Origin of the sequence: Bradyrhizobium sp. BRP20 (assembly GCF_020194215.1) — a bacterium.
In the GTDB taxonomy this organism is placed as follows: Bacteria; Pseudomonadota; Alphaproteobacteria; order Rhizobiales; family Xanthobacteraceae; genus Bradyrhizobium; species Bradyrhizobium yuanmingense.
This window is the reverse complement of the sequence record NZ_JADYVY010000020.1, coordinates 90,703-117,062: the sequence shown is the minus strand read 5'-3', so window position 1 is coordinate 117,062 and position 26,360 is coordinate 90,703. Positions and strand designations below refer to the sequence as shown.

Below are 26,360 nucleotides of genomic sequence, written 5' to 3'. Positions count from 1 at the left end.
GACAAATCAATCAGCCGGATGGACGGATTTTGCGGTGCAGCAGAGGGGTCGGATGGGGTCAGGCTGGAGGCGGCGCAAGCCATGCAGTGTCCCGGGCAAGCGCAAGCTCAGACCCGGGACCCAGAATGCAACAGCATACGATGCGGCGAGATGGACCCCGGCTCTGCAGCGCACCGGCGAAGGGGCGCTGCGTCCGGGACACGAGAGCGTGGTGCTTAGCGCTCGACGAAGGCCTTCTCGATCACGAAATGGCCGGGCTTGTTGCCGCTTCCTTCGACGAAGTCGCGGCTCTCGAACATCTGCTTCAGCTCTTCCAGCATCGCCGGGCTGCCGCACATCATGATGCGGTCGGTTGCGATGTCGAGCGGGCCCTGCCCGATGTCGTTGAAGATCTGCTCGGAGCTGATGAGATCGGTGATGCGGCCGCGATTCCGGAACGGCTCGCGGGTCACGGTCGGATAATACACGAGCTTGTCCGCGAGCAGCTCGCCGAACAGCTCATCCTCGCGCAGGGTCGCGACCAGCTTCTCGCCATAGGCGAGCTCGGAGACCTGGCGGCAGCCATGCACCAGCACGATGGACTCGAACTGGTCGTAGACCTCGGGGTCCTTGATCAGGCTGGCGAAGGGCGCAAGGCCGGTGCCGGTCGAGAGCAGCATCAGCCGCTTGCCGGGAAGCAGGTTATCCGTGATCAGCGTGCCGGTCGCCTTGCGGCCGACCAGGATGGTGTCGCCTTCCTTGATCTTCTGCAGGCGCGAGGTCAACGGACCGTCCTGCACCTTGATCGAGAAGAACTCGAGTTCTTCCTCGTGGTTGGCGCTCGCCATGCTGTAGGCCCGCAGCAGCGGCCGGCCATCGACCTCGAGGCCGATCATGGCGAACTGGCCGTTCTGGAACCGGAAGCCGGTATCGCGGGTGGCGCGGAAGCTGAACAGCGTGTCGGTCCAGTGGTGGACGGAAAGAACCTTCTCTCGGTAAAACGCGCTCATGATTTTCGATATTCCGAATAACTGCGGTTTTAGGGCAAAAGCGTTGCCCGGCCCTGAAATCGGGGCGGCACCATTTGCCATGGCGGAGGATTTCGCGTGTGTGATCTACGCCATTGAGACCAATAATCAACCTCGTTTCGGATGCAATTGATGCCGGTCAAACCGGCATTTGCGGCAGAACTGGTCACATCATTAAGGAATCTGCTGCCTGGCGCGCGCGGAGGATAATATCTTTTCCCTCCCGGCCTTCATTGCAGCACTTAATTTCCGGCGCGCTCGCAAGAATTTCATTAAGAATAGCTCTGATTTTCAGCCGGTTTGGCGCCGATGCCCGCATTTTTGCGGCTTTTGGCGACAGGAATGACGAAACACCATGGCAAGCGGCGAGCGGATCTTCGTTCAGGCGATCAGGCGGTATTGCGCGGAGAGGGGCATCGCGGTCGATGTCCGCTCCGACGGCTGGCTGATCGCAATGCGCCGGGGGCCGCGGCGCCGTTTCGCCTTCGGCTACGACATCGGCCTCAACAGCGCCATCGCCCATCGCCTCGCCAATGACAAATCGGCCACCGCCGAGGCGCTGACGCTGGCGGAGGTGCCCTGCGTTCCGCATCGGCTGTTCCTCAACCCGAAGCTGGGCGTGCATGTCGCCGGCGCCGATTGGCGCGAGGGGATGCTGGCGCAGCTTGCCCAAAACCCGCAGGGCGTGGTGGTGAAGCCGAACGAGGGGACATCGGGGCGATCGGTGTTCAAGGTGACGACGGAGGCGGAGCTCGACCGGGCGGCCAGCGAGGTCTTTTCGATGAGTACGGGGCTCGTGATCTCGCCCTTTGTCGCGATCGAGGAGGAGGTCCGCGTGGTCCTGCTCGATGACATGCCGCTCGTCGTCTACAGCAAGCAGCGCGGCTCGGATTGGCGGCACAATCTCGATGCCGGCGCAAAGCCGGTGTTGCTGGAGGACGGCGAAGTCCGCGCGGCCTGCGCAAAGCTCGCGATCGATGCCGCGTACGCCATCAGCATCGTCTTTGCTTCGATCGACGTGGTTCGCGTGAACGGCGAATGGAAGGTGCTCGAGATCAATTCCGGCGTGATGATGGAGGCGCTGGGCAAGCTGCACCCGGAGCTGGTGCAGGCGACGTATGACGCGGCGCTCGACCGGGTGTTTGATAACAATTAGCTGCGAAGCACACTGCACCCTCTCCCCTTGTGGGAGAGGGTGGCTCACCGCGTAGCGGTGAGACGGGTGAGGGGTCTCTCTCCGCGCGCGAGCCTCTCGCAACAGGACTCGCGGATGCAACCCCTCATCCGGCGCTTCGCGCCACCTTCTCCCACAAGGGGAGAAGGGAAGTAAGCGCTAATTCTTCGCGCCCGGGGAATCGTCCATCGCCTTGAACGCCTCCTCCAACTGCAGCGAGATCGGCACGTTCAGGCGCTCGCCTGTGGGCAGTCGCGCGGTGAACCATTTGTTTGTGGAAGGCGCGCTCGACGCAACACGCCTTGCGTGCGGCCGCGTTGTCGGGATGTTCCCGTTGTGAAATGGAAAGCGGCGATCTAGCCTTCAATCAGCGCACGACGCATGCAGCTTGCACGCTTTCCTTGCGGCGGCTGCATCAATGATCGTCAAGCAAATGAAAAGGGAAACGCCATGAGCGGCAACATCAATCGCCAGATCCTGCTGGTGGAGAAGCCCAGCGGCAAGCTCGGTCCCGAACATTTCAGGATGGTCGAGGGCGCGATGCCGGAGCCGAAGGATGGCGAGGCCTTGCTGCGCGTACGCTACATCTCGCTCGACGCGGCCAACCGCGCCTGGATGCACGGCGCGACCTATCGTTCCGCCGTCGAAGCCAACAGCGTCATGGCCGGCGGCGCCATCGCCGAGGTCGTCAACTCGAAGGCAGCGGGGCTTGCGCCCGGCGACATCGTATTCGGCGACACCGGCTGGCAGGAATTTGCCGCCGTGCCGGCGAAGCATCTGACCAAGATGCCGAAGCTCGAGCCGATGACGCACCTGCTCAGCGTGTTCGGCATCGCCGGCCTCACCGCTTATTTCGGCCTGCTTGAGATCGGCAAGCCCAGGGAGGGCGAGACGGTCGTGGTCTCCGCAGCCGCAGGCTCGGTCGGCTCGATCGTCGGACAGATCGCCAAGATCAGGGGATGCCGCGTCGTCGGCATCGCCGGCGGCGCCGACAAGTGCAACTGGCTGACCTCCAAGCTCGGCTTCGATGCCGCCGTGGACTACAAGGATGGCGCGGTGTTCAAGGCGCTGCGCGCAGCGGCGCCTGATGGCATCGACGTCTATTTCGACAATGTCGGCGGCGACATCCTCGAAGCCTGCCTGCCGCAGATGAACAATTACGGCCGCATCGCCTGTTGTGGCGCGATCTCGCAATATGACGGCGCGCCTGCCGCACATGGCCCGCGCGGCGTGCCCGGCCTGATCGTGGTGAAGCGGCTGACCATGCAGGGCTTCATCGTGATGGACTACATGAAGGACAGCGAGCGCGCGCTCGCCGATCTCCAGGCCTGGGTGAAATCCGGCAAGCTCAAGGTGCAGGAGGACATTCTCGATGGACTTGAGAACACGCCGAAAGCGCTGATTGGATTGCTTGCAGGCGAGAACCGCGGCAAGCGCATGGTAAGACTGATGACGTAGTCGCGCGCCCCAATTGCGTCGGCATAATTGACTTGCGGTAGAGGCCGAAGCGGCCAAAGATGTCGCTCGCGAGCTGACCCTCGCGACGATTGCGCTTGCATATTTTTTCAGGATGGTCGGCGTTCCCGATCGGGCAGGAATTCATTCAAATGTTCAAAACGTTGAAGCATGCATCGACGCGCACGGCGTTGCTGGCGACAGCACTCTTCGCAACTGCAACAGGAGCGTTCGCGCAGACCGAGGCCCAGAAAAGCGCGATCCGGTCCGCATGCCGCTCGGACTTCATGGCGCATTGCTCGAGCGTGACGCCTGGCGGAGTGGAGGCGTATCAATGCCTCGCCAAGAACATGTCGAGCCTGTCGTCGGGCTGCCAGGCTGCGGTTCGCGCGGTCGAACCGGCCGCCGCGCCGAAGACCGAAGCAGCGCCCGCCAAATCTGAACCGGCCAAATCTGAACCGGCCAAAACGGAAGCGGCGCCGGCTGCCGCGCCAGCTTCCAAGCCGGGAGCGGCGGCGGCGCCGAAGGCAGCAGCAGCAAAGCAGCCGAGCCCCGCGCAGGTTTCCGCGATCAAGAGCGCCTGCCGCGGCGATTATCCCAAGGTCTGCGCCAGCGTGCCGCCCGGCGGCGCGCCCGCGCTCGAATGCCTGGAGAAGAACAAGGCGAAGGTGTCGGCCGGTTGCGCCAAGGCGGTGAATGCGGCTTTCGGTGGCGGAGCGGCCGCGCCTGCTTCCGCTGCTGCACCGGCCGCAGAGGCGGCGCCTGCCGCGGCTCCGGCCGCCATCGTGCTGCGGCCATTGCTGCCGCGCGAAGAGCTGTTCATCGTGCGGTCGGCTTGCGGCGCCGACATCCGCACCCTCTGCGCCGGCGTGGCGCCCGGCGGCGGCCGGATCATCCAATGCATTTCCAACCGGGCGGCATCGCTCTCGCCGGCCTGCAAGGAGGTGCTCGCGCCTTTCGCGGCGCGATGAGACCGAGCGGGCTTAATTCATTCGTCCGCGGCATGAATTGCGGTGCGTGACGCGAAGGTTTTCGCGTGCTGAGGCGTAAACTAATCGATGTTTGAAAGGCCGCTACGACCACGACAAGCCCCGGGAGGACAACATGCGTTCATTGCTGCTCGTTGCTCCTGCGCTTCTGGCTTTCGCCGCCACCATGACCTTCGAGACCACCGACGCCAACGCGGTGGTATGCGCGCGCGGCGTCGTTCGCGCCGGCTGCGCCGGCCCGAACGCAGCCGTGGTCGTCCGCAAGCCGGTGCCGGCGGTCCGCTGCACCCGGGTTCTTGTGAACGGGGTCTATGTGAAGCGCTGCGTCTGACCCCACGGTGGCCAATCCGCCCCGGTTTGGCTATGATTCGCACCTGACGGTTTCGGACCCGCAAAACGCGTGTCCGGACACGTGCTTCGGCGTGCCGCGCGCTGGCAATAATTCCGCTGGCGCCGGACACCGGAGCACATTAGTCTACCCCTAGATAGTAAGTATACTGTCAATTAGGGAGGCAGACGTTGCGGATCGCCGTGATTGGCGGGGGGCCCGGTGGGCTCTACTTCGCCTATCTCTGGAAGAAGCGTCACCCCGAGGATCAGGTCGACCTGTTCGAACAGAACCCGGCCGACGCGACCTGGGGCTTTGGCGTCGTGTTCTCCGACCAGGCGCTGGAGTTCCTGCGCGCTGACGACCCCGATACGGTCGATGCGATCGCCCCGCACATGGAGAGCTGGGAGAACATCACGCTGCACCTGCATGGCGACAGCGTCGCCATCGACGGCGTCGGCTTCTCATCGATCGGGCGACTGGATCTGCTCAGATTCCTGCAGCAGCGCGCGCTCGATGTCGGCGTGACCCCGCGCTTCGACACGCAGATCCAGGCGATCGACCAGCTCAACGGCCACGATCTGATCGTCGCCGCCGACGGGCTGAACTCGCTGGTGCGCCGCGCCTATGAGGGCGATTTCGGCACCTCGCTGTCCTACTCATCCAACAAGTTCGTCTGGTACGGCACCTCGAAGCGCTTCGACACGCTGTCGCAGACCTTCGTGAAGACCGAGCGCGGCGCCTTCAACGCCCATCACTACCGCTATTCGCCGACCATGAGCACCTTCCTGGTCGAATGCGATTACGCCACCTGGCAGGCCTATGGGTTCGCCTACAAGGACGTCGAGCAGTCCAAGGGCGCCTGCGAGGAGGTGTTCGCCGACACGCTCGGCGGCCATTGCCTCGTCTCCAACAAATCGGTCTGGCGCAATTTTCCCTGGATCTGGAACGAGCACTGGTCGTTCAAGAACATGGTGCTGCTCGGCGACGCCCTGCATTCGGCACATTTCTCGATCGGCTCGGGCACGCGGCTCGCGATCGAGGACGCCATCGCCCTCGTCAAGGCGCTGGAGTCGGACGCGCATCTTGCGACCGCGCTGCATCGCTATCAGGCCGCGCGCAAGCCCATCGTGCAGAAGCTCGTCAACGCGGCGCGCACCAGTGCGTTCTGGTACGAACATTTCGCCGAGCACATGAAGCTTCCCCTGATGGACTTCGCCTACAGCTACATCACCCGCTCCGGCCGCATCGACGATTCCCGGCTGCGTGCGATGTCGCCGGCCTTCATGGCCCGCTACGAGGCGGCCAGGAACGCCGGAGACGGCGCCGAAGACAAGGGCGGAGATGCGGCATGAGCCACGACATCCGTGACCAGGTGCCGGCGGACAGCGATGGCGCGCGCGAGGTCGGCTTTGCCGTTCCCGACATCTACAATGCCGGCCGCGTGCTGTTCGACAATCTCGGCAAGGGCCGCGGCGACAAGCTCGCTCTCCTGGGGCCGGCAGGCACGCGCACTTATTCCGAGCTCTGCGCGGAGGCCTGCCGCTGGGGCAACGGTTTCGCCTCGCTTGGCCTTGCGCGCGGCGATCGCGTGCTGTTGTTTCTCGACGACACGCCGGCCTACCCCGCCGCCTTCTTCGGCGCCGTGCGCGCCGGCTTCGTGCCGTTGCTGATCAACACGTTGACGCCGCCGGACTTGTTGCAATTCTACCTCGCCGATTCCGGCGCGACCGTCGCGGTGGCGGATGCGGAATTCGCAGCGCGCTTCAATGCCGAGGCTTGCAGGGAGACCAAGCTGCATACGCTGATCGTCGCCAACGGCGCGGCCGGCGAGCACGCGGCGCCGCGGGCGCTCGCGGCGGCGAGCTGGCTCGCGCAATTTTCTGCTGAGCTGGCGGAAGCGCCGACGCGGCGCGACGAAATGGCGTTCTGGATGTACTCCTCCGGCTCGACCGGACGGCCCAAAGGCATCGTGCACCTGCAGCACGACATGGCCTACACGGATGCCGCCTTTGCGCGGAACGTACTGAAGCTGACGCCTGACGACATCTGCTTCTCGGTGCCGAAGATTTTCTTCGCCTATGGCTTCGGCAATTCCGTCACCTTCCCGTTCTCGGCCGGCGCCGCAACATTGCTGCTGCCGGGCCAGCCGAAGCCGGCAGCGATCTTCGCGGCGATCGAGCAGTACAGGCCCACGGTCTTCTTCGGCCTGCCGACGCTCTACACCGCGCTGACCAAGGCCGAAGGCGCGGACAAGACGGATTTCTCGTCGCTGCGCATGGCGCTCTCCGCCGCCGAGGTGCTCTCGGCCGAGGTCTTCAACGGCTGGAAGACGCTGACGGGGCTCGAAATCGTCGAAGGCCTCGGCTCGACCGAGGTGCTGCACATCTATCTCTCCAACCGGCCCGAGCAGAAGAAGCTCGGCGCTGCGGGCCTGCGCGTTCCCGGCTACGAGGTCGCGCTGCGCGACAAGGACGGCCGCGACGTCGGCGACAACGAGGAAGGGATTCTGTGGGTGCGCGGCGATTCCAACACGCCGCTCTACTGGAACCGGCCGGACAAATCCGCCGAGACCATCCGCGAGGGCGGCTGGATCTATACCGGCGATCGCTTCGTGCGGGATGCCGACGGCTTCCACTTCTTCCGTGGCCGCGCCGACGATCTCATCAAGATCTCCGGCCAGTGGGTCTATCCGCTCGAGGTCGAGCTGTGCCTCGCCGATCACCCCGACATCCGCGAATGCGCGGTGTTCGCCGCCGAGCTGCCGGACCGTCGCATGACGCTGAAGGCGGTGGTGGTGATGAACAGCCGAGCGGTCGACCAGAGTGAGGCGACGCGCAGGCTGCAGGACTATGTCAAGGGCAGGCTGCTGCCCTACAAATATCCGCGCGAGGTGATCTTCATCGACGAGCTGCCGAAGACCGGCACGGGGAAGATCGATCGGCAGGCGTTGCTGCGGATGTGAGGCGCGCTGTCATCGACCGGCTTGACCGGGCGATCCAGTACTCCGAGACGGTAGCGGTTGAATCGAGACGCCGCGGGGTACTGGATTCCCCGCCTGCGCGGGGAATGACAGTCGAGATTGAGGGCGACAGTGTCGCTCTACAACTGGAGCCCCTCACCCAGCCTTCCCAAGATGCTCCAGCGCGTCCTCCGCGCGCAGCGGCACGCGGGAGGCTTCGTTGTTGAGATCGACCAGCTGCGCCAGCAGGCCCATCAGCGCCTTGCGGTCGGCGGGCTTGAGCGGCTCCAGCATCCGGGCCTGGGCGCGCTCGACGGCGGGGATGATCTCGCGCAGGATCGCGGCGCCGGACTTCGTCAAGTACAGGAGCTTGATCCGCTTGTCTTCCGGCGCCGGCTTGCGCTCGATATAGGCCTTGGCCTGGAGACGTTCGATCACGCTGCCGAGCGTGGAGCGGTCGAAAGCGATCACCGCCGACAGCCGCGTCGCGTCGATGCCGGGATGGGTGTGGATCGCGACCAGCGCGGCATATTGCACCGGCGTGAGGTCGAACGCCTTGCACTCCTCCATGAAGATCGAGACGGCGATCTGCTGCATGCGCCGGAACAGATAGCCCGGCGCGGCATAGACCGCGTCGATCGTGATCGGAGGGGGCGGCTTACTCGGCATCGGGCTGCTTCTCCGGCGCGGCATCGGCAAATGCCGGCAGTGCCTTGGCGGCGGCCTCGGCCTGGAGCAGGCGCGGATAGGCGGAGACGTCGACGCCGAAGCGGCGCGCATTGCCGAGCTGCGGCACGAGGCAGAGATCGGCCAGCGTCGGCGCATTGCCGAAGCAGAATGGGCCCTTCTCGTCCTTGATCAGCGTCTCGCAGGCCGACAGGCCCTCGCGGTTGACCCAGGCGGCCCAATCCTGGACCTTCTCCTCGGGCAGGCCGAGCTCACGCAGCCGCGCCAGCACTTTCAGGTTCTGCACCGGATGGGTGTCGCAGGCGATCGCCAGCGCAAACGCCCGCACCTTGGCGCGGCGCAGCGGATCCTTCGGCAACAGCGGCGGATTGGGATGGGTCTCGTCGAGCCATTCGATGATGGCGACCGATTGCGTCAGCACTCCGCCCGCATCGTCCTCCAGCGCCGGCACCAGGCCCTGCGGGTTGATGGCGAGATAGCTGGGGGCGCATTGCTCGCCCTTCCGCAAATGATGCGGCAGATGCTCGGCGCCGAGCCCCTTGAGGTTCAGCGCGATCCGCACGCGATAGGCGGCGCTGGAGCGGAAATAGCCGTGCAGCTTCATTGAGACTCCCTGCTTTTGTCATTCCGGGGCGACGCGCCAGCGTCGAGCCCGGAATCCATACTCCCGATCGTGGTTATGGATTCCGGGCTCGCCGGGCCACGCGTTGCGCGGCCCTTCGCCCCGGAATGACAACCTTGTATGTCATCCGTCACGTTGACGCTACCTAGATCCTCAGTATACTGTCAATCAACAAACGATCGGGAGCAGCAACCATGGAAGCCGTGACCAAGACGCCGGAACGCGAGGCGTTCTACCGGAAGATCGACGGCGAGAATCTCACCGCGCTGTGGACGGTGATGAGCGACCTGATCACGCCGGAGCCGAAGAGCGCCTGCCGGCCACACCTCTGGAAGTTCGACGTCATCCGAGACTACATGACGGAGGCCGGCAAGCTGATCACCGCCAAGGAAGCCGAGCGGCGCGTGCTGGTGCTGGAGAACCCGGGGCTGCGCGGGCAATCCAAGATCACGACCTCGCTCTATGCCGGCGTGCAGATGGTGGTGCCCGGCGACGTCGCGCCTGCGCACCGCCACAGCCAGTCGGCGCTGCGCTTCGTGCTCGAAGGCAAGGGCGCCCACACCGCGGTCGACGGCGAGCGCACCGCGATGGAGCCTGGGGACTTCATCATCACACCGTCGATGACCTGGCACGATCATTCCAACGAAACCGATCAGCCGATGTTCTGGCTCGACGGCCTCGACATTCCCCTGGTGCAGTTCTTCGACTGTTCCTTCGCCGAAGGCGCGAAAGAGGACCAGCAGAAAATTACAAAACCCGCGGGCGACAGCTTTGCCCGCTATGGCCACAACCTCCTGCCCGTCGATGTGAAGCGGAGCTCGAAGACTTCGCCGATCTTCAGCTATCCCTATGCCTACACGCGCGAGGCGCTGGAGAAGGCCAGGGCGAGCCAGGAATGGGATGCCTGCCACGGCCTGAAGCTGAAGTTCAGCAATCCCGAGACGGGCGATTTCGCGATGCCGACCATTGGCACCTTCATCCAGCTGCTGCCGAAGGGTTTCAACACCGCGCGCTATCGTTCGACCGATGCGACGGTGTTCTGCCCGATTGAGGGTAAGGGTCGGAGCCGCGTCGGCGATACAATGTTCGAATGGGGCCCGCGCGACCTGTTCGTGGTGCCGAGCTGGCATTGGGTGACGCACGAGGCGGATGAGGACGCCGTGCTGTTCAGCTTCTCGGATCGGCCGGTGCAGCAGAAGCTGGATCTGTTCAGGGAAGACCGCGGGAACGCGTGACGGTCGCCGGTCTCGTAGGGTGGGCAAAGGCGCCCTTGCGCCGTGCCCACGTCTTCGCGACTCATGAAGGAATGGTGGGCACGCTTCGCTTTGCCCACCCTACGGCGCCGGTGATCGTATCTAACGCCAGTGCAACAGCCGCATCTCCAGCCAGCCGATCACCTTCCCGACCGCCAGCCCAAACACCGACAGGATCACGACGCCCGCGAGCAGCTGATCGGTCTGCATCAGGTTGCCGGCCTGCAGCACGAAGGCGCCGATGCCGTGTTGGGCGCCGATCATCTCGGCGCTGACGACCAGCAGCAGCGCGACGGAGGCGGTGATGCGGAAGCCGGCGAGGATCGCCGGCAGCGCGCCCGGCCAGATCACCTTGCGCACGATGGTGGCGAACGGAACGTTGAAGCTCTGCGCCATGCGGATCAGGTTGCGCGGCACGGCATCGACGCCGCTATAGACCGAGATTGCGGTCGAGAAGAATACCCCTAACGCAATCGTCGCGATCTTCGGCTCTTCACCGATGCCGAGCCACAGAATGAGCAGCGGCAGCAGCGCGATCTTCGGGATCGGAAACAGCGCCGAGATGAAGGTGATGCCGACGCTGCGCGCGAGGCGCGACAGGCCGATGGCGAAGCCGACGGCGACGCCGGCCGCCGTTCCCAACAGCCAGCCGACGCCGATCCGCAGCAGCGAGGCCGAAAGATGCTGCCAGAGTGCGCCGGAAACAGCGAGCTGATAGATCGCGCGGACAATTGCGGAAGGAGTCGGCAGAAACAGCGCATTGACGAGGCCGGCGCTGCCGGCGGCCTGCCAGATCGCGATAAGCAGGCCGAGCGCGATCCAGCCGCCGTACCGGCTCGAGGCAGGCACGAAACCGGCGCCGCGGAAGCGGACGGGCCGCGTCGCTTCGTTCTTGGCCGTGTCCGTTGCCGCGCGATCAAGCATGCTGGACCTCGCGCTCGGCATCGATCGCCTCGTTGCGGATCAGCGACCAGATCTGGTTCTGCAGCACCAGGAGCTTTTCGCGCGCCGCCGCTTCGCCGCGCGTCGCCCGCGCCATCGGCACGGTGACGACCTCGCGGGTGCGGCCAGGACGGCGCGACAGCACCACGATGCGGTCGGCGAGCCGCGCGGCCTCTTCGAGATTGTGGGTGACGTAGACCGCGCCCATGCCGCCATCGGCAAGCAGGCGGATGAAATCCTCCAGCAGCAGCTCGCGAGTCTGCGAATCCAGCGCCGACAGCGGCTCGTCCATCAAGAGGATCGCGGGCCTCACCGCAAGCGCGCGCGAGATGCCGACGCGCTGGCGCATGCCGCCGGAGAGCTGCTTTGGATAGGTCTGGCGAAAATCGGTGAGGCCGGTGCGGCGCAGCGCATCCTCGACCAGCGCGCGGCGCTGCGCGGCCGAGAGCTGGGTGTGCAGCAGCGGGAATTCGACGTTTTCCTCCACCGTCGCCCAGGGCAGCAGCGCGAAGTCCTGGAACACGAAGGTCAGCGGATTGAGACTGTCCGCCGGCGGCGCGCCGCGCAGCTCGGGCGCGCCGGAGGTCGGCTGCAGCAACCCGCCGAGGATCGACAGCAGCGTGCTTTTGCCGCAGCCGGAGGGCCCGACGATCGCTACCACCTCGCCGGCCCCGACGGTGAACGAGACGTCGTCGAGCACGGCGAGATCGCCGAAGCGATGGGAGATGTGGCTGGCGATCAGGTCCATGAGGCGCACCGTTTCTGCTCGGGCTGGTGTGCGCGCTCTTCACCCTTCTCTGGAGGGGGAGGGCATAGGCCGCCTATGGCGGCCGTCCCTGAGAACGCCGAAGCCAAGCTTCGGCTATGTCGTATTGAGCGAAGCGAAATGCGAACCGGGGTGGGGTGACAGTCTATCGGCGCGGATGCTGGCAATTCCTGCCCCCGAACTTCCCGCGAATGGTCGGAGCAAGCGACAGATAGACCACCGCCGTGGCTCACCCCGCCCCGCTCGCTCCGGACGATGCTGCGCATCGCCGGTGCGATCGACCCTCCCCCTCCAGGGGAGGGTGGCAGATCGCCTGCCGCGGGAGTTTGCACAATCAGCATCAATCCACCTTCACGAATTCCTTCGCGATGATCGCTTCCGCATCAAAGCCCTTGTCGACGAAGCCCTGCTCCTGCAGCCATTTGATCTGGTTGTCGACGTTCTTCACGTCGAGCTTGCCGTCGGGATCGATATAGGCGCAGTTGCCGACCACCTGCTCGACCGGCAGGTTGGTGTACTTTGCGATGATCTCCAGCAGCGGCCTGGTCTTGTCGTTGATCGGGGCGACACCGTCCTTCATCGCGGCAAGGATGACGTCGTGATATTCGCGGTCGGCTTTCGCGAGCACGCCGAGGAATTTCGTCACCAGCGCCTTGTTGGCCAACGTCTTCGGCGCGGCGAATACCGCGCCCAGCTGCCACGGCGTCTCGTCACCGACCCAGCCTAGGAATTTCGCGCCGCCCTCGTCCATCAGCTTTCGCGCGGTCGAGATCGGCAGCAAGGCGGCATCCACGGTCTCGCCCTTGAGCGCGGCGGCGGCATTCGACAGCGATTGCAGCGGCACGATCTTCACGTCCGCCAGCTTGAAGCCGTATTTGTCGGCGAGCAGGCCGAGCGAATAATGGAAGCTCGATCCGACCTGCGTCATCGCCACACGCTTGCCCGCAAGGTCCTTCGGCGTCTTCAGGCCGCTCGCATAGGCATTGTTGCTGGCGAAATAGCCGATCAGGGGATAGCCCGGCTTCTCGCGGCTCATGCCGCCGATCACCTTCAGCGTGCCCTTGCCTCCGAGATTGTAGAGCCCGGCGGTGAAGGCGGTGACGCCGAAATCGACGTCGCCCGAGGTGGTGGCGACCGCAATCGGCTGCGCCGCGTCGAAGAATTTCAGCTCGACCTCCAAGCCGGCCTCACGGAAATAACCCTTGTCCTGCGCGATGAAGACCGGCGCCGACGAAGACAGGCGGAGCACGCCGATCCTGGCTTTCAGCGGATCCTCGGCCCATGCCGTGCCCATAGCCAAGATCGCCATCAGGCCCCCTACCGCGAGCCGCGCAATCCCGATCATCCCGTTTCCTCCGCTTTGTCTTGCAGTGCGTTACAGGCCTTCGGGCACCGCCTGGTCCCGTCCGATGAAGGCGCCCTGTTGTTTCAACGTTTCCTGCAACTTTTCAATGGGGATTTCGCGTGGAATCCGGTTTCCGGACAGCGCCAGCGCGGCGGCGGAACCGGCGGCCTCACCCATCGCGAAGCAGGCACCGGAGACCCGGGCGGCCGACTGGCCCTCGTGGGTCATCGAGGCGCAGCGGCCGGCGACCAGGAGATTGTCGACGCCCTCAGGGACCAGCATCCGGTAAGGCAGCTCATTATAGCCGCGCGATTCCGGGATCGGCGGGAAGGTGAAGACGACGTCGCCGGGCACATGGGCCTCGATCGGCCAGCCGTTGACGCCGATGGAATCCGCGAACGAGGCGCAGCCGAGCACGTCCTCGCCGCTGAGCTGGTAGCCACCCTTGATGCGGCGGGTCTCGCGGATGCCGAGCTGTGGCGGCAGGTCGACGATGTAGGACTTCTCAAATCCGGGCACCGTGCTGCGCAGGAATTCGTACGCGGCGAGCGCCTGCTTGCGGCCTTCGATCTCGCCGCGGGTGAGATCGTCGGGCTCGATGCCGTTGATGGCATGACCGTCCTCGCGCGCCACCTGCGTAAAGTTCACCCGCCATTCGATACCGGATTTCTGTGGCCGCACGATCGCGCTTCTGCGCGGAAACCTGTGCGTGCCGGCCGCTACGGCCTTTTCCATCAATTGCGGAATGGTGCGCCAGGCCTCGCCGGCCTTTGCGGGATCGATGCCGTTGAGACGGAGCATCATCGAGGGGTAGAGCGGATGGCCATGCTCGTCGCCGATCTCGAACGGCGCGCCGGCCCACACGGCGAGATCGCCGTCGCCGGAGCAGTCGATGAAGATCTCCGCGCGCACCGCCTGCCGGCCGGCCTTGGTCTCGATCAGCATCGCGTCGATGCGGCGCTCATCGGCCATCACGACGCTGGCGCCGAGGGCGTGGAAGAGCATATTCACCTTATGGCTGGCGAGCAGCTGGTCGGCCGCGATCTTGTAGGCGGCGGTGTCATAGGCCTGGGCAAAAACCTTGCCGAGGATCAGATGCGGCGCGTTGAGGCCGTTCAAGCGATCGATCCGCGCCAGCAGCTCCGAGGCGAGCCCCTGCACCAGCCGCCGGTGCTCGCCATGGACATTGCCGTGCAGGCCGCAGAAATTGGTGACGCCGGCCGCTGTGCCCATGCCGCCGAGAAAGCCGTAACGTTCGATCAGCAGCGTCTTCCGCCCCGCGCGCGCCGCTGCGGCTGCCGCCACGATGCCGGCCGGCCCGCCGCCGAGCACGACGACTTCATATTCGCCATAGAGCGGTACTTTGCGCGCTGGTTCGTCGATCGTCGTGGCCCACATGGCGCGTTCCTTCCCGGAATCTGGTTCGAACTGGATCACGGCTTAGCCGGCGGTCCTCATGCCCGCAAGATCGCGGTTGCTCGCTAACGGTGGACCTGAGACAAGTGCAGGCATGGATTCGATCATCGTCAGATACTGCTTCGCCGCTTCTATCGCCCTCGCGATCTCGGCCGTTCCCGCCTCGGCCGTGGAGCAAAACTGCCGCTTCATCCCCGCCAAGCCCGATCGCGAGGCCTGCTACAAGCGGCAGGAGGAAGACCTGTCGGCTAAGCGCAAGCCGGCCACGCCGGCGGCTGAGAGCACGACGCTCGACACGCTGCGCCAGTTGCGGCAGGACGACGACGCGGTCTATCGCAGCATCAACAACATCTGCCGCGGCTGCTGACGCCTAACCTTTGCCACTGCCCCAATTCGCCGCCCGCTTCTCGGCGAAGGAGGCCAGTCCCTCCGCCGCCTCCGCGCTCTGGCGCTTGAGCGAATGCAGCTCCACGAGCCGGGTGTAAGCGCCATCGTCCACGGCCATGCCGCCGAACGAGCTCTCCAGCGCGAGCCGCTTGGTTTCGGCCATGGCCTCCGGTCCGTTGGCGAGCAGCTGCTCGACCACCTTGGCGCCTGCGGCCTCGAGATCGGCGAGCGGCACCACCTCGTGGACGAGGCCGATGCGGCGGGCGTCCTCGGCGCCGAAGCGCTCGCCGGTCAGCGCGTAACGGCGGACTTGCCGTACACTAATGGCATCGCAGAGCTGCGGGATGATGATCGCCGCGGTCAGGCCCCAGCGCACCTCGGTGATCGAGAACAGGGCGTTGTCGGCGGCAATCACGACATCGCAGGCCGCGATGACGCCGGTGCCGCCCCCGAAGCAGCCGCCCTGCACCAGCGCGACGGTCGGAAGCGGCAAAGTGTTGAGCCGCTGCACGGCCTCGAACGTCGCCCGCGAGGCCGCCTCGTTCGCCTCAGCCGATTGCGGACGCACACTGTTGATCCATTTGAGATCGGCGCCGGCCTGGAAGTGCTTGCCGTTGCCCCGGAGCACGACGACGCGCAAATTGGGCTTGCTGCCGAGGTCGTCCATGGCCGCGAGCACGCCTGAGATCAGCGCGCCGTCATAGGCGTTGTTGACCTCCGGCCGGTTCAACGTGACGGTCGCAACCCCGCGTTCATCGAGGCTCCACAGGACGGGGCTGGTACTCATCGGCGGTCCTCCGGTTGTTTGCCGCACACTATGGCTGAGCGCGCCTGCCCTGATCCATATCTTTCCGGCGTAGGGTGGCCGCGTCCATCGCATGGCGGCTTGTGTCATGCTGGCGCCGGGCGACACCACGGGATGGACACGGGATATCAACATGCGCATCTGCATTTTCGGCGCAGGCGCCGTCGGCAGCCACATTGCGGTACGGCTGGCGCGCGCCGGCCATGAGGTCAGTTGCGTGATGCGGGGGGCGCATCTGGAGGCGGCCCGCGCGGGTGGGCTCAAGCTGCGCGTCGGCGATTCCGAGGTCGGCGCCAAGGTGAACGCGTCAGGCGACCCGGCCCAGCTCGGCCCGCAGGACGTCGTGATCTCGACCTTGAAGGCGACGGCGCTTCAGGGACTGGTTTCCAGCATCAAGCCGCTGCTCCAGGACGATACCGCGATCGTGTTCGCCCAAAACGGCATTCCCTGGTGGTACGGCATCGGCCTGCCGCCGCGGCACCCGACGCCGCCGGACATTTCATTCCTCGACCCCGGCGGACGCCTGCGCGCCTGCATCCCGAAGGAGCGGATCGTCGGCGGCGTGATCTTCTCCTCCAACGAGGTGATCGCGCCCGGCGTGGTGCAGAACCTGACGCCGGACCGCAACCGCCTCCTGATCGGCGAATGCGACGACCGCAATTGCGAGCGGATCACGAAACTGCGCGGCGTCTTCAACGATGCGCGGCTGGAATCGCCGCCGGTCGCCGAGATCCGCGAGGCGATCTGGTCAAAGCTGCTGACCAACATGTCGCTGTCGGTGCTGTGCCTGCTCACCGGCCAGACCGCGCGCGGCGTGCGCGACGACCCCGCCTTCACGGAGGTGATTCCGCGCATGCTGAACGAGGCCAACGAAATCGCCCAATACTTCATTCCCGAGGTCAAGCGTGCCAGCCGCAGCGGCCCCGCCCCCAATCACAAGCCGTCGCTGCTGCAGGATTACGAGCTCGGCCGCGCCATGGAAATCGACGTGCTGGTGAAGGCGCCCCAGGCCTTCGCGCGCACCGCCGGCCTGTCCACGCCGACGCTCGACCTGATCGCCGCGCTCGCGATCCAGAAGGCGCGCGACAAGGGGCTTTATTCCGCGTGAGCCTCAGGCGAGCGCATCGATCCAGGCCGCGAGCGTGTCCAGCACCTCGTTGAGCGCCTCGTCATTGCTACGGCCGGATTTCTTGAGCACCGCAAAGGAATGGTCGCCGCCTGCGACCTCATGCAGCGTCGCCTTACGCCCGAGCCGCTCGATGACGGGCTCGAGATGGGCAAGATCGGCAAGCTCATCGCGTGTGCCTTGCAGGAACAGCATGGGAATCGCGATTGCAGCGAGGTGCTCGGCGCGCTCGCTCGACGGCTTCTTGGCAGCATGGAGGGGAAAGCCGAGGAAGGCCAGCCCTTTGACATCGGGGAGCGGCGACCTCGACTGCGCCTGCGAGGTCATGCGGCCGCCGAATGATTTTCCACCGGCAACGAGCTTCAGCCCGGGGCAGAGCCGCCCCGCCTCCGCGACCGCGGCGCGCACGCTCGCGTGTGCGATTGCGGGCGGGTCAGGACGTCCCTTCTTCGCTTCCATGTAGGGAAAATTGAAGCGGAACGTCGCAATGCCGCGTTCGGCAAGGCCGGCTGCAACCTTCTCCATGAAGGAATGCCGCATGTCTGCGCCGGCGCCGTGCGCCAGGACGTAGCAGGCGCGCGCGTGGGTCGGCTGCGTCAGGATCGCCGAGATCGTGCCGATGCGCTCGATGTCGAACTTGAGCTCTGTCGTCTTGCCCGTCATGACCGCCTCGATTTGCATCTAAAGCGCGATGAGATCTGGATGAACGTCATCGCGCTTCAGGTTGTTGTTCGCGCATGATCTTTCCGGAAAACCGCTTCGCACTTTTCCGGATCATGCTCTAGCGGCGCGTGCCGCTCGCGGGCCAGAGATAGTTCAGGACCTGATCGAGCGTCATCATGATCTCGCGGCGTCCGGCCTCGTTGTTCACAGAGCCGAATTTCTCCTCGAGCGCAAGCTTGGCGAAGCCGTGAACGGTGGACCAGGCTGCCGCAGCCGCCGTCTTCGCCTCCTTCGCGGTGCCGCCGGTCAGCTCGGCGACGACGACCTCGAACGCATGGCCGGCGGCCCTGCTCGCCTGCTTCAGGCGCGCATCGTCGGCAACCAGCCGCTTGTTGGCAAACATCATCTGGAAACGGCCGGGATGCCTCAACGCAAAATCGACATAAGCAAGCCCCTGGGCATGGAGCTTGTCGCGGGTGCCCTGCTTGCCGGAGGCCGCCTCGCGCAAGGCGCCGGCAAGCGCGTCGTAGCCGCGGATCGCCACTTCGGTGAGAAGGCCCTGGGCGTTGCCGAAATGATGCGACGGCGCGGCCGGCGAAACGCCGGCGCGGCGTGCGGCTTCGCGCAGCGTGAAGGCTTCCGCACCCTGCTCGGCGAGAATGGCTTCGCTCGCGGCGATCAGCGCCTCCTGCAATTCGCCGTGATGGTATCCGACCTCCGGCTTTGCCTGGGTCGGAGCGGTGCTGCGCTTGGCGGCGGGGGACCGTTTCTTCATGTAACTTGACACTGTTCAGATTGCAGCATATCTATCTTAACACTGTTCAGATTGAGCGGACCGGAGTTCGAAATGACCGAAATGCAGAATATCACCGCGAGCCATCCCGTAAAGCGGCGTCATCTGGTCGGGGGCGCGGCCCTCGGCATGCTCGCAGGTGCCGTCGGCGGCCTCGCCGGCGGCGTGGCGCTCGGCCAGGGCGCGGCGCTGCCGCAGCAAAAGCCGAGCGGCAAGCAAAGGTTCGCGGGCAAGGTCGTCATCGTCACGGGCGGCACCTCCGGAATCGGGCGGGCCGCAACGCTGATGTTCGCCGCCGAGGGCGGCCGCGTCGCCTTTTGCGGGCGCAACACCGACCGTGGCAAGCAGGTGGAGACCGAGGTGCGCGAGTCCGGCGGCGAGGCCGTCTTCGTTCGCGCCGACCTGCGCCACGAATCCGAGGTGAAGGCGCTGGTCGATACGACCATCGCGCGCTACGGGCGGCTCGACGTCGCCTTCAACAATGCCGGCATCTCAATCGAGAAGCCGCTGCATGAATTCAGCGCGGCCGAATTCGACGACGTGATCGGCACGGATCTGCGCGGCGTGTTCCTGTCGATGAAATATCAAATCCCGCACATGCTGGAGAAAGGCGGATCGATCGTCGTCACCTCCTCGTCCAACGCCATTGCGACGTCGGCCAAGCGCTCGGCCTATTCGGCTGCCAAGCGGGGACTGGTCGGCCTGGTGCAGGCCGCGGCACTCGACTACGCAAAGCATGGCATCCGCATCAACACCTTGATCCCCGGCACCACGGACACCCCGATGATCCGCCGGCTCGCCGGCATGGAGGGCCTGCCCGATGCGGCCTGGCATATCGGCATCGCGCAATGGGCCAAATCCAACGTCCCGGGGTTACAGCGCGTGGCAGCGCCTGAGGAGATCGCGGCTTTTGCGCTGGTGCTGGCCTCCGACGATCATCCCTACACGACCGGCGGCCAGTTCGTGATCGACGGCGGCAAGACGGCTCATGGCTAGATCGGACGCAGCCTGAAAACACAGTTCATGGCGATCCCGGTGGGCGTATCCGCGCGACCACGATCTGGAAAACATCAATCTTCGCGCGTCCTCGGCGCGCAGGCCGTAACGCGCGGGAGCCGTCAGCTGACCCGCCGTTCCCGCCCCTCCCAGAACGGCCTGCGCAGCTCGCGCTTCAGCACCTTGCCGGCACCGGACAACGGCAGTGGCGTCTCGGTGATCTCGATGCTGCGCGGACATTTGTAGCCGGCAATCAACGTCTTCGTGAACTCGATCAGCTCGCCGGTCGAAACCTCTACGCCGCTGCGTTTGACCACGACGGCATGGACCTGCTCTCCCCATTGCTCATTGGGAATTCCGATCACGGCGCATTGCAGCACCGACGGATGCTGCGCCAGCGCGTTCTCGACCTCGACCGAGTACACATTCTCCCCGCCCGAGATGATCATGTCTTTCACCCGGTCGACGACATAGATGAACCCGTCCTCGTCCATGTAGCCGCCATCGCCCGTGTGCATCCAGCCGTCGACGACGGCGCGCGCGGTCTCCTCCGGCCGCTCCCAATAGCCCATCATCACGGTGTCGCCGCGCACCACGATCTCGCCGACGGCGCCCGCCGGCAGCGGCTGGTCGTTCTCGTCGACGATCCGCACCTCGCAACCGAGCGTGGCGCGGCCCGCACCGCGATGACGTCCCTTTCTGCGCCCCTCCGCGACATGCTCGTTCGCATGTAGCAGCGTCGCGATCGGCGACAATTCGGTCATGCCATAGGCCTGGGTGAAGCGCACATGCGGCAGTGCGCGCGCGGCACGATCGAGCACCGCCTCGCTGATCGGCGAGGCCCCGTAGATGATGTTCTTCAGGGACGACAGGTCGTATTTGCCGATCGCGGGGTGATCGACGAACATCTGGATCATCGTGGGCACCAGCAGCACGTCTGTGACGCGCTCGTTCTGCATCGCAGCCATCACGCCTTCGGGCGTGAAGCCCTGAACGATCACGTTCGAGCCGCCGGAGAGCAGCAGCGAATACATCGCCGCCCCGTTGGCAAGGTGAAACATCGGAGCCGCATGCAGATAGATCGCGCTTGCCGGAAACAGGCCTTCGCCGAGTGCGTTGAGCGCATTGGCCATCAGATTCTGGTGACTGAGCATCACGCCTTTGGAACGGCCGGTGGTGCCGCCGGTGTAAAAGATGCCGGCGAGATCGTCGCTTTTGCGCATGGCGTCGGGCACCCGAGCGCTGCCCGCAACCAAAGCCTCATAGCTCTCCATCCCCGCCGGCGCCTCGCCATCGTCGGCATAGATCAGCTTCAGCCCCGGAATGGCGCCGGCGATCTGCGCGCCAACCTGCGCAAAGGCCTTGTCGACCAGCAGAACGGACGCGCGGCAGTCGCGCAGCGCATCCTCGTTCTCCAGCTCGCTCCAGCGAATGTTGAGCGGCACGATCACGCCGCCCGCCCAGCCGGTCGCCAGATAGAGCTCGAGATAGCGGTCCGAGTTGAAGGACAGCACCGCAACACGGTCGCCGTTCCCGACGCCGCGCGTGCGCAGGCCGCCGGCCAGCCGTGTAACGCGCTCGCCGAGTTCGCCCCAGCTGCGCCGCCGCTGGCCATAAACGGTCGCCAGCCCATTCGGATTGATCTGCAGCGCCCTGCGCAGGCCGTGCGTGATGTTCATCCCGTTCCTCCTCCCGTGCGTTTCTTCCCTGTTGCTTTGCGTCCTGAGTTGCGCCCTTGCGGCGCCCTCGGCGTCTTCTTTGTCATTTGCAGCCGAACCTCGGCCGCTAGGCCGTCCGTCAGCCGCACCGTGAACTCGTCGGCGATCGCGGTCGGCGACAGCTTGCCCTCCCGTCGATACCAATGGCCGATCCAATTGAGCGAACCCGCGATCGCGAAGGCTGCAAGCTTGGGATCGCAAGGCCTGATCGAACCGTCGGCGATGCCCGCGGCAATGTAACGCCGGAAGGTGGCGTCGATCCGCCTCTTGGCGGCGCGTGCGACACCGGCGTTCCGCTCGGCCAGATCGCGCAAGTCGAAACGCACCAGGCTCGCGCCGAAATCGGTTGCCATCAGCGTGGCATAGGCGTGAACCAGCTTGCGCAGCTTGGCGAGACCCGAACCGCCGCCGGCGTTGATCTCCGTGATCACGCCGTCAACGAGTTCGGCGCCCATCGACCAGCATTCGAACAGGATCTCGTCTTTGCCCCGGAAGTAATTGTACAGCGCGGGCTTGGTGATGTTCAGCCGGTCCGCAACCTCGTTCAGCGTTGCGCGATGATAGCCCTGCTCCAGGAACAGCTGCACGGCGGCGCGCAGCACCGCCTCGCGCTTCTCGTCGCGGGCGCGGCGCCGGCTCTCGAACGGCAGCCAGGGCGAAGGCGATGACGGCGGAGCGGGCGGCGCTGAATCCATGGTCGGTCGCTTGACTCTGGTGGAGATCGGACGATATGTTACCCATGGGTAATAAAAAGTCCAATGGGTAATTTATTGGGAGGAATCGATGTCTGACGTGGTCGTCGCCGGGGTCGGCATGATTCCGTTTGCCAAGCCGGGCGCCAGCGCCCCCTATCACGAGATGGGAACGGAAGCCGTCAAGCTCGCGCTCGCCGATGCCGGCCTCGGCTACGAGAAGATCGAGCAGGCCTATGTCGGATACGTCTATGGCGATTCCACCTGCGGGCAGCGCGCGCTCTACCCCGTCGGGATGACCGGCATCCCCATCGTCAACGTCAACAACAATTGCTCGACCGGATCGACCGCGCTGTTCATGGCGCGGCAAATGATCGCAAGCGGGGCGCTGGATTGCGTGCTGGCGGTCGGCTTCGAGCAGATGAAGCCCGGCGCGCTCGGCAGCGTCTATGCCGATCGCCCGAGCGCGTTCGAGGAGTTCGACGCGGCTGCGGACCAGCTGATCGACGCTCCCGGCATTCCGCTGGCGTTGCGCTATTTCGGCGGCGCCGGGCTCAGCCACATGAAGAAATACGGCACGCCGCTCGACGCCTTCGCCAAGGTGCGCGCCAAGGCGAGCCGACATGCGAAGAACAATCCGCTCGCGCTTTTCCGTAAGGAAGTCACGGCGGACGATGTGATGAACGACCAGGTGATCTGGCCCGGCGTCATGACGCGCCTGATGGCGTGCCCGCCGACCTGCGGCGGCGCCGCCGCCGTGCTGGTCTCCGAGCGGTTTGCGGACAAGCATGGCATCGGCAAAGAAGTACGCATCGCGGCGCAGGCCATGACCACCGATACGCCCTCGACCTTCAAGGCCGGCGACATGATGCAGCTGGTCGGCTACGACATGGCCAAAGAGGCGGCAGGCCGAGTCTATGAAAGCGCCGGCATCGGCCCCGCCGATCTCGATGTGGTGGAGCTGCACGACTGCTTTGCTCATAACGAGCTCATCACCTACGAGGCGCTCGGCCTCTGCGGCGAGGGTGAAGCCGGCAAGTTCATCAATGACGGCGACAATACCTATGGCGGCCGGATCGTGACCAATCCGTCCGGCGGATTGCTGTCCAAGGGACATCCGCTCGGCGCCACCGGGCTTGCGCAGTGCTACGAGCTGACGCGGCAGCTGCGCGGCACCGCAGGCTCGACGCAAGTCGAGGGTGCCAAGGTCGCGCTCCAGCACAATCTGGGCCTCGGCGGGGCCTGCGTCGTCACGCTCTACAAGCGGCACTGATATCGGCCATGGTCGACCAGTCCGCCGTAGGGCGCAGCTTCACGCCGGTCACCGCGCGCGTGGAGCCCGGCCGTCTCCGCTACTTCCTCAACACGCTGGGTGAACAGAACCCGGTCTACCGCAATGCGGACGCTGCGCGGGCGGCCGGATTCACCGGCATGCCGGTGCCGCCGACCTATTTGTTCTGCCTGGAGATGATGGACGTCGACGACCCATTCGAGATGTTCAGCGCGCTCGGCATCGACCTTGCCCGCGTGCTGCATGGCGAGCAGAGCTTCGTCTATCACGCGCCGGTTCTGGTCGGCGACACCCTGACGTTCCGGCCACGCGTGACCAGCGTGACCGACAAGAAGGGCGGCGCAATGACGCTGATCGGCATCCGGTGCGAGGTGACCAACCAGGACGGCGTGCATGTCGCCGATACCGCGCGCACCATCGTCGTCCGCAACGAGGCGGCGTCATGACGGCATCCGAAGACATAAAGGCCGGCGAGCGCATCGTCCACAAGGTCTTTCCGCCGATCACCCGCCACACGCTCGCGCTCTATTGCGGTGCATCGGGCGATCATAATCCGATCCACGTCGACATCGACTTCGCCAAGGCGGCCGGATTTCCCGATGTGTTCGCCCACGGCATGCTGGTGATGGCCTCTCTTGGGCAGGCGCTGACGGATGTGGTGCCGCCGTCGAAGCTCCGCAGCTTTGCGACCCGGTTCGTCTCGATCACTCAGCTCGGCGCCAAGCTCACTTGCGAAGGCACCGTGACCGAGCTCTTCGTCGAGGACGGCGAGCGTCGCGCAAGGCTCGCGCTCACCACCAAGGACGATCGCGGCGAGGTCAAGCTCGAAGGCAGCGCCGTCGTCGCGCTGTGACAGCAAGAGGACTCATTCAAATGACAAGACTGCAGGGAAAGGTCGCGCTCGTCACCGGCTCAGGCCGGGGCATCGGACGCGCGATCGCGCTCAAGCTGGCGCGCGAAGGCGCCAGGGTGGTCGTCAACGACCTCGATGCCGAGCCCGGCAACGCCGTGGTCGCGGAGATCGAGGCACTCGGCGGCAATGCCACTGCCGTGAACGGCAGCGTCGCCGAGGCGGGCTTCGCCGGTCGCTTCGTCGGCGCCGCGCTGGACAAGTTCGGCGGGCTCGACATCATCGTCAACAATGCCGGCTATACCTGGGACTCCACCATCCAGAAGATGACCGACGAGCAGTTCCAGGCCATGCTCGACGTCCACCTCGTCGCGCCGTTCCGGATCCTGCGCGCGGCCGCCGAGCCGATCCGCGTCTTCGCCAGGAAGGAGGCCGAAGAGGGACGCGAGGTGTTCCGCAAGGTCGTGAACATCTCCTCCATCGCGGGTCTCTACGGCAATGCCGGGCAGGCCAGCTATTCCTCGGCCAAGGCCTCGCTGATCGGCTTGACCCGAACCATGTGCAAGGAGTGGGGCCGCTACAAGGTCAACGTCAATTGCGTCGCCTTCGGCCTCATCAACACCCGCCTGACCCAGCCGATCGAGGCGCAGCAGAAGACCATCGACGTCGCCGGCCGCGACATCAAGGTCGGCGTGCAGCCGCACATGCTCGAAGCCATGTCGCGCATGATCCCGCTCGGCCGCGGCGGTACGCCGGAAGAGGCAGCCGATGCCGTCTATCTGTTCTGCAGTCCGGAATCCAATTATATCAGCGGTCAGGTGGTCGTCGCCGGCGGCGGCCTGATTGTCTGAGAGCGAGGCGCTGATGCAGTACCGATCGTCGTGGATGACCGAAGAGCTGGACACGTTCCGCGACCAGTTCCGCAAATATCTCGCCAAGGACCTGGCGCCGCATGCCGAGAAATGGCGCGAGCAGAAAATGGTCGACCGCTTCGCCTGGCGCGGGCTCGGCGAGATGGGAGCGCTGCTGGCGAGCGTGCCGGAGGAATATGGCGGTCTCGGCGCCACCTTCGCCTATGACGCCGCCGTGCTCGACGATCTCGAGAGCACGGTGCCAGAGCTGACCACCGGCGTCTCCGTGCACAGCGCCATCGTCGCGCATTACATCCTCAATTACGGTTCGGAGGAGCAGAAGAAACGCTGGCTGCCGAAGATGGCGTCCGGCGAGATGGTCGGCGCCATCGCCATGACCGAGCCCGGCACCGGCTCGGACTTGCAAGCTGTCAAGACCACGGCGAAGAAGCAGGGCAATTCCTACGTCATCAACGGCCAGAAGACCTTCATCACCAACGGCCAGGCCGCCGATCTCGTCATCGTGGTCGCGCGCACCGGCGAGCTAGGTGCCAAAGGCATTTCGCTGATCGTGGTCGAGACCGCGGGCGCGGACGGCTACAAGCGTGGGCGCAACCTCGACAAGATCGGCCTGCACGCCTCCGACACCTCGGAGCTGTTTTTCGACAACGTGACCGTGCCGCCGGAAAACCTGCTCGGCAAGGAGGAGGGCCAGGGTTTTGTCCAGTTGATGCAGCAATTGCCGCAGGAACGCCTTGCGCTCGCGGTCGGCGCCGTCGCCTCGATGGAGCGCGCGGTCAAGCTCACCACCGACTACACCAAGGAGCGCAAGGCGTTCGGCAAGCCGCTGATGGATTTCCAGAACACCGCCTTTACGCTGGCCGAGCGCAAGACCGAGGCGATGATCGCGCGCGTCTTCGTCGACTGGTGCATCGAGCGCCTGATCGCCAAGGACCTCGACACCGTGACGGCCTCGATGGCGAAATATTGGTGCTCGGAGAAGCAGGTCGAGACCGCCGACGAATGCCTGCAGCTATTCGGCGGCTACGGCTACATGCAGGAATACCCGATCTCGCGCATCTTCATCGATTCCCGCATCCAGAAGATCTATGGCGGCACCAACGAGATCATGAAGCTGCTAATCGCGCGGTCGCTGTGAGGCGCTCCACCTCGCCCCGCTTGCGGGGAGAGGTCGATCGCGTAGCGATCGGGTGAGGGGGACTCTCCACAGGTCCGTCTCTC

Annotated in this window: 27 protein-coding genes and 1 pseudogene; 15 read left to right on the top strand and 13 right to left on the bottom strand. The window is 65.2% G+C overall.

The genetic code is table 11. The features are described 5' to 3' along the window. Positions 1 to 215 precede the first annotated feature (215 nt). Entirely contained in the window at positions 216 to 989 is a 774-nt protein-coding gene (locus tag I6F33_RS32460) for a ferredoxin--NADP reductase (protein ID WP_036014229.1), read from the bottom strand. A 373-nt stretch (positions 990 to 1,362) separates the two neighbouring features. Here I6F33_RS32460 and I6F33_RS32455 point away from each other — a divergent pair, with 373 nt between their 5' ends. Continuing rightward, positions 1,363 to 2,163, top strand: a complete 801-nt coding sequence (locus I6F33_RS32455; protein WP_225145235.1) for a RimK family alpha-L-glutamate ligase — start codon at positions 1,363 to 1,365, stop codon at positions 2,161 to 2,163. Between the two features lie 177 nt (positions 2,164 to 2,340). Here the strand turns inward: I6F33_RS32455 and I6F33_RS32450 are convergent. Next, positions 2,341 to 2,454, bottom strand: a pseudogene (locus I6F33_RS32450) (amino acid ABC transporter substrate-binding protein); the annotation flags it as partial. A gap of 177 nt (positions 2,455 to 2,631) precedes the next feature. Here I6F33_RS32450 and I6F33_RS32445 point away from each other — a divergent pair. The 5 genes from I6F33_RS32445 (at position 2,632) to I6F33_RS32425 (ending at position 7,918) form a co-directional block, all read left to right on the top strand. After that, the gene (locus I6F33_RS32445; protein ID WP_225145234.1) at positions 2,632 to 3,639 is read left to right on the top strand and encodes an NADP-dependent oxidoreductase; all 1,008 of its coding nucleotides are present in this window, start codon (positions 2,632 to 2,634) and stop codon (positions 3,637 to 3,639) included. A 149-nt stretch (positions 3,640 to 3,788) separates the two neighbouring features. After that, positions 3,789 to 4,607 carry a cysteine rich repeat-containing protein gene (locus I6F33_RS32440; RefSeq protein WP_225141016.1) on the top strand — a complete coding sequence of 273 codons (819 nt, stop codon included), beginning with the start codon at positions 3,789 to 3,791 and terminating at the stop codon, positions 4,605 to 4,607. A gap of 133 nt (positions 4,608 to 4,740) precedes the next feature. Beyond that, positions 4,741 to 4,956, top strand: coding sequence for a hypothetical protein (locus I6F33_RS32435; RefSeq protein WP_225145233.1), 216 nt, complete (start codon positions 4,741 to 4,743; stop codon positions 4,954 to 4,956). A gap of 188 nt (positions 4,957 to 5,144) precedes the next feature. Further along, positions 5,145 to 6,308 carry an FAD-dependent monooxygenase gene (locus I6F33_RS32430; RefSeq protein ID WP_225145232.1) on the top strand — a complete coding sequence of 388 codons (1,164 nt, stop codon included), beginning with the start codon at positions 5,145 to 5,147 and terminating at the stop codon, positions 6,306 to 6,308. Further along, positions 6,305 to 7,918: a benzoate-CoA ligase family protein gene (locus tag I6F33_RS32425; protein ID WP_225145231.1), complete on the top strand. Its 1,614-nt coding sequence runs from the start codon at positions 6,305 to 6,307 to the stop codon at positions 7,916 to 7,918. Before I6F33_RS32430 ends, I6F33_RS32425 begins: the two co-directional genes overlap by 4 nt. A gap of 153 nt (positions 7,919 to 8,071) precedes the next feature. Here the strand turns inward: I6F33_RS32425 and I6F33_RS32420 are convergent, their stop codons facing one another. Next, positions 8,072 to 8,584: a MarR family winged helix-turn-helix transcriptional regulator gene (locus tag I6F33_RS32420; RefSeq protein ID WP_225113689.1), complete on the bottom strand. Its 513-nt coding sequence runs from the start codon at positions 8,582 to 8,584 to the stop codon at positions 8,072 to 8,074. Continuing rightward, positions 8,574 to 9,206: a maleylacetoacetate isomerase gene (gene maiA, locus I6F33_RS32415; RefSeq protein ID WP_109145513.1), complete on the bottom strand. Its 633-nt coding sequence runs from the start codon at positions 9,204 to 9,206 to the stop codon at positions 8,574 to 8,576. The genes I6F33_RS32420 and maiA overlap by 11 nt, the downstream gene beginning before the upstream one ends. Before the next feature lie 212 nt (positions 9,207 to 9,418). Here maiA and gtdA point away from each other — a divergent pair, with 212 nt between their 5' ends. Then, complete coding sequence (gene gtdA, locus I6F33_RS32410; RefSeq protein WP_225145230.1) at positions 9,419 to 10,459, top strand: gentisate 1,2-dioxygenase; 1,041 nt, start codon at positions 9,419 to 9,421, stop codon at positions 10,457 to 10,459. Positions 10,460 to 10,579: 120 nt separating this feature from the next. Here gtdA and I6F33_RS32405 read toward each other — a convergent pair whose 3' ends face one another. From I6F33_RS32405 to I6F33_RS32390, 4 genes are all read right to left on the bottom strand, one after another. Then, positions 10,580 to 11,401, bottom strand: a complete 822-nt coding sequence (locus tag I6F33_RS32405) for an ABC transporter permease (protein ID WP_225145229.1) — start codon at positions 11,399 to 11,401, stop codon at positions 10,580 to 10,582. Beyond that, the gene (locus I6F33_RS32400) at positions 11,394 to 12,167 is read right to left on the bottom strand and encodes an ABC transporter ATP-binding protein (protein ID WP_057027464.1); all 774 of its coding nucleotides are present in this window, start codon (positions 12,165 to 12,167) and stop codon (positions 11,394 to 11,396) included. The genes I6F33_RS32405 and I6F33_RS32400 overlap by 8 nt, the downstream gene beginning before the upstream one ends. A gap of 358 nt (positions 12,168 to 12,525) precedes the next feature. Beyond that, positions 12,526 to 13,530 carry an ABC transporter substrate-binding protein gene (locus I6F33_RS32395; RefSeq protein ID WP_225145228.1) on the bottom strand — a complete coding sequence of 335 codons (1,005 nt, stop codon included), beginning with the start codon at positions 13,528 to 13,530 and terminating at the stop codon, positions 12,526 to 12,528. A 30-nt stretch (positions 13,531 to 13,560) separates the two neighbouring features. Continuing rightward, on the bottom strand, positions 13,561 to 14,928 hold the full coding sequence (locus I6F33_RS32390; protein ID WP_225141031.1) for an FAD-dependent oxidoreductase: 1,368 nt from the start codon (positions 14,926 to 14,928) through the stop codon (positions 13,561 to 13,563). A 112-nt stretch (positions 14,929 to 15,040) separates the two neighbouring features. On the opposite strand from I6F33_RS32390, the gene I6F33_RS32385 reads away from it, so the two are divergent. Further along, complete coding sequence (locus I6F33_RS32385; protein WP_225113683.1) at positions 15,041 to 15,313, top strand: hypothetical protein; 273 nt, start codon at positions 15,041 to 15,043, stop codon at positions 15,311 to 15,313. A gap of 3 nt (positions 15,314 to 15,316) precedes the next feature. On the opposite strand, the gene I6F33_RS32380 is transcribed toward I6F33_RS32385, so the two are convergent. Continuing rightward, positions 15,317 to 16,120 carry an enoyl-CoA hydratase-related protein gene (locus tag I6F33_RS32380; protein ID WP_225145227.1) on the bottom strand — a complete coding sequence of 268 codons (804 nt, stop codon included), beginning with the start codon at positions 16,118 to 16,120 and terminating at the stop codon, positions 15,317 to 15,319. A gap of 151 nt (positions 16,121 to 16,271) precedes the next feature. Here I6F33_RS32380 and I6F33_RS32375 point away from each other — a divergent pair, with 151 nt between their 5' ends. Then, a complete protein-coding gene (locus tag I6F33_RS32375; protein ID WP_225145226.1) occupies positions 16,272 to 17,246 on the top strand; it encodes a ketopantoate reductase family protein in 975 nt (324 codons plus the stop codon). A 3-nt stretch (positions 17,247 to 17,249) separates the two neighbouring features. Here I6F33_RS32375 and I6F33_RS32370 read toward each other — a convergent pair whose 3' ends face one another. After that, positions 17,250 to 17,927 (bottom strand): alpha/beta family hydrolase, encoded by a 678-nt coding sequence (locus I6F33_RS32370; RefSeq protein ID WP_225145225.1) that lies wholly within the window; start codon positions 17,925 to 17,927, stop codon positions 17,250 to 17,252. Positions 17,928 to 18,045: 118 nt separating this feature from the next. Then, on the bottom strand, positions 18,046 to 18,702 hold the full coding sequence (locus tag I6F33_RS32365; RefSeq protein ID WP_225145224.1) for a TetR/AcrR family transcriptional regulator: 657 nt from the start codon (positions 18,700 to 18,702) through the stop codon (positions 18,046 to 18,048). A gap of 72 nt (positions 18,703 to 18,774) precedes the next feature. Here I6F33_RS32365 and I6F33_RS32360 point away from each other — a divergent pair, with 72 nt between their 5' ends. Then, positions 18,775 to 19,716 (top strand): SDR family NAD(P)-dependent oxidoreductase, encoded by a 942-nt coding sequence (locus I6F33_RS32360; protein WP_225141042.1) that lies wholly within the window; start codon positions 18,775 to 18,777, stop codon positions 19,714 to 19,716. A gap of 122 nt (positions 19,717 to 19,838) precedes the next feature. Here the strand turns inward: I6F33_RS32360 and I6F33_RS32355 are convergent, their stop codons facing one another. Together I6F33_RS32355 and I6F33_RS32350 are read right to left on the bottom strand one after the other, a co-directional pair. Beyond that, a complete protein-coding gene (locus I6F33_RS32355; protein ID WP_225145223.1) occupies positions 19,839 to 21,395 on the bottom strand; it encodes a long-chain fatty acid--CoA ligase in 1,557 nt (518 codons plus the stop codon). Further along, on the bottom strand, positions 21,392 to 22,129 hold the full coding sequence (locus tag I6F33_RS32350; protein WP_225127095.1) for a TetR/AcrR family transcriptional regulator: 738 nt from the start codon (positions 22,127 to 22,129) through the stop codon (positions 21,392 to 21,394). Before I6F33_RS32350 ends, I6F33_RS32355 begins: the two co-directional genes overlap by 4 nt. Before the next feature lie 88 nt (positions 22,130 to 22,217). On the opposite strand from I6F33_RS32350, the gene I6F33_RS32345 reads away from it, so the two are divergent. The 5 genes from I6F33_RS32345 to I6F33_RS32325 are packed head-to-tail and all read left to right on the top strand — an operon-like array spanning position 22,218 to position 26,277. Continuing rightward, on the top strand, positions 22,218 to 23,399 hold the full coding sequence (locus I6F33_RS32345) for a lipid-transfer protein (protein ID WP_225127096.1): 1,182 nt from the start codon (positions 22,218 to 22,220) through the stop codon (positions 23,397 to 23,399). 8 nt (positions 23,400 to 23,407) lie between these two features. Beyond that, positions 23,408 to 23,863 carry a MaoC family dehydratase N-terminal domain-containing protein gene (locus tag I6F33_RS32340; protein WP_225145222.1) on the top strand — a complete coding sequence of 152 codons (456 nt, stop codon included), beginning with the start codon at positions 23,408 to 23,410 and terminating at the stop codon, positions 23,861 to 23,863. Next, positions 23,860 to 24,270 carry a MaoC family dehydratase gene (locus tag I6F33_RS32335; protein ID WP_225127098.1) on the top strand — a complete coding sequence of 137 codons (411 nt, stop codon included), beginning with the start codon at positions 23,860 to 23,862 and terminating at the stop codon, positions 24,268 to 24,270. The genes I6F33_RS32340 and I6F33_RS32335 overlap by 4 nt, the downstream gene beginning before the upstream one ends. A gap of 20 nt (positions 24,271 to 24,290) precedes the next feature. Next, positions 24,291 to 25,118, top strand: a complete 828-nt coding sequence (locus tag I6F33_RS32330) for an SDR family NAD(P)-dependent oxidoreductase (protein ID WP_225145221.1) — start codon at positions 24,291 to 24,293, stop codon at positions 25,116 to 25,118. A 13-nt stretch (positions 25,119 to 25,131) separates the two neighbouring features. Next, positions 25,132 to 26,277, top strand: a complete 1,146-nt coding sequence (locus tag I6F33_RS32325) for an acyl-CoA dehydrogenase family protein (protein WP_225127100.1) — start codon at positions 25,132 to 25,134, stop codon at positions 26,275 to 26,277. Positions 26,278 to 26,360: the final 83 nt, after the last annotated feature.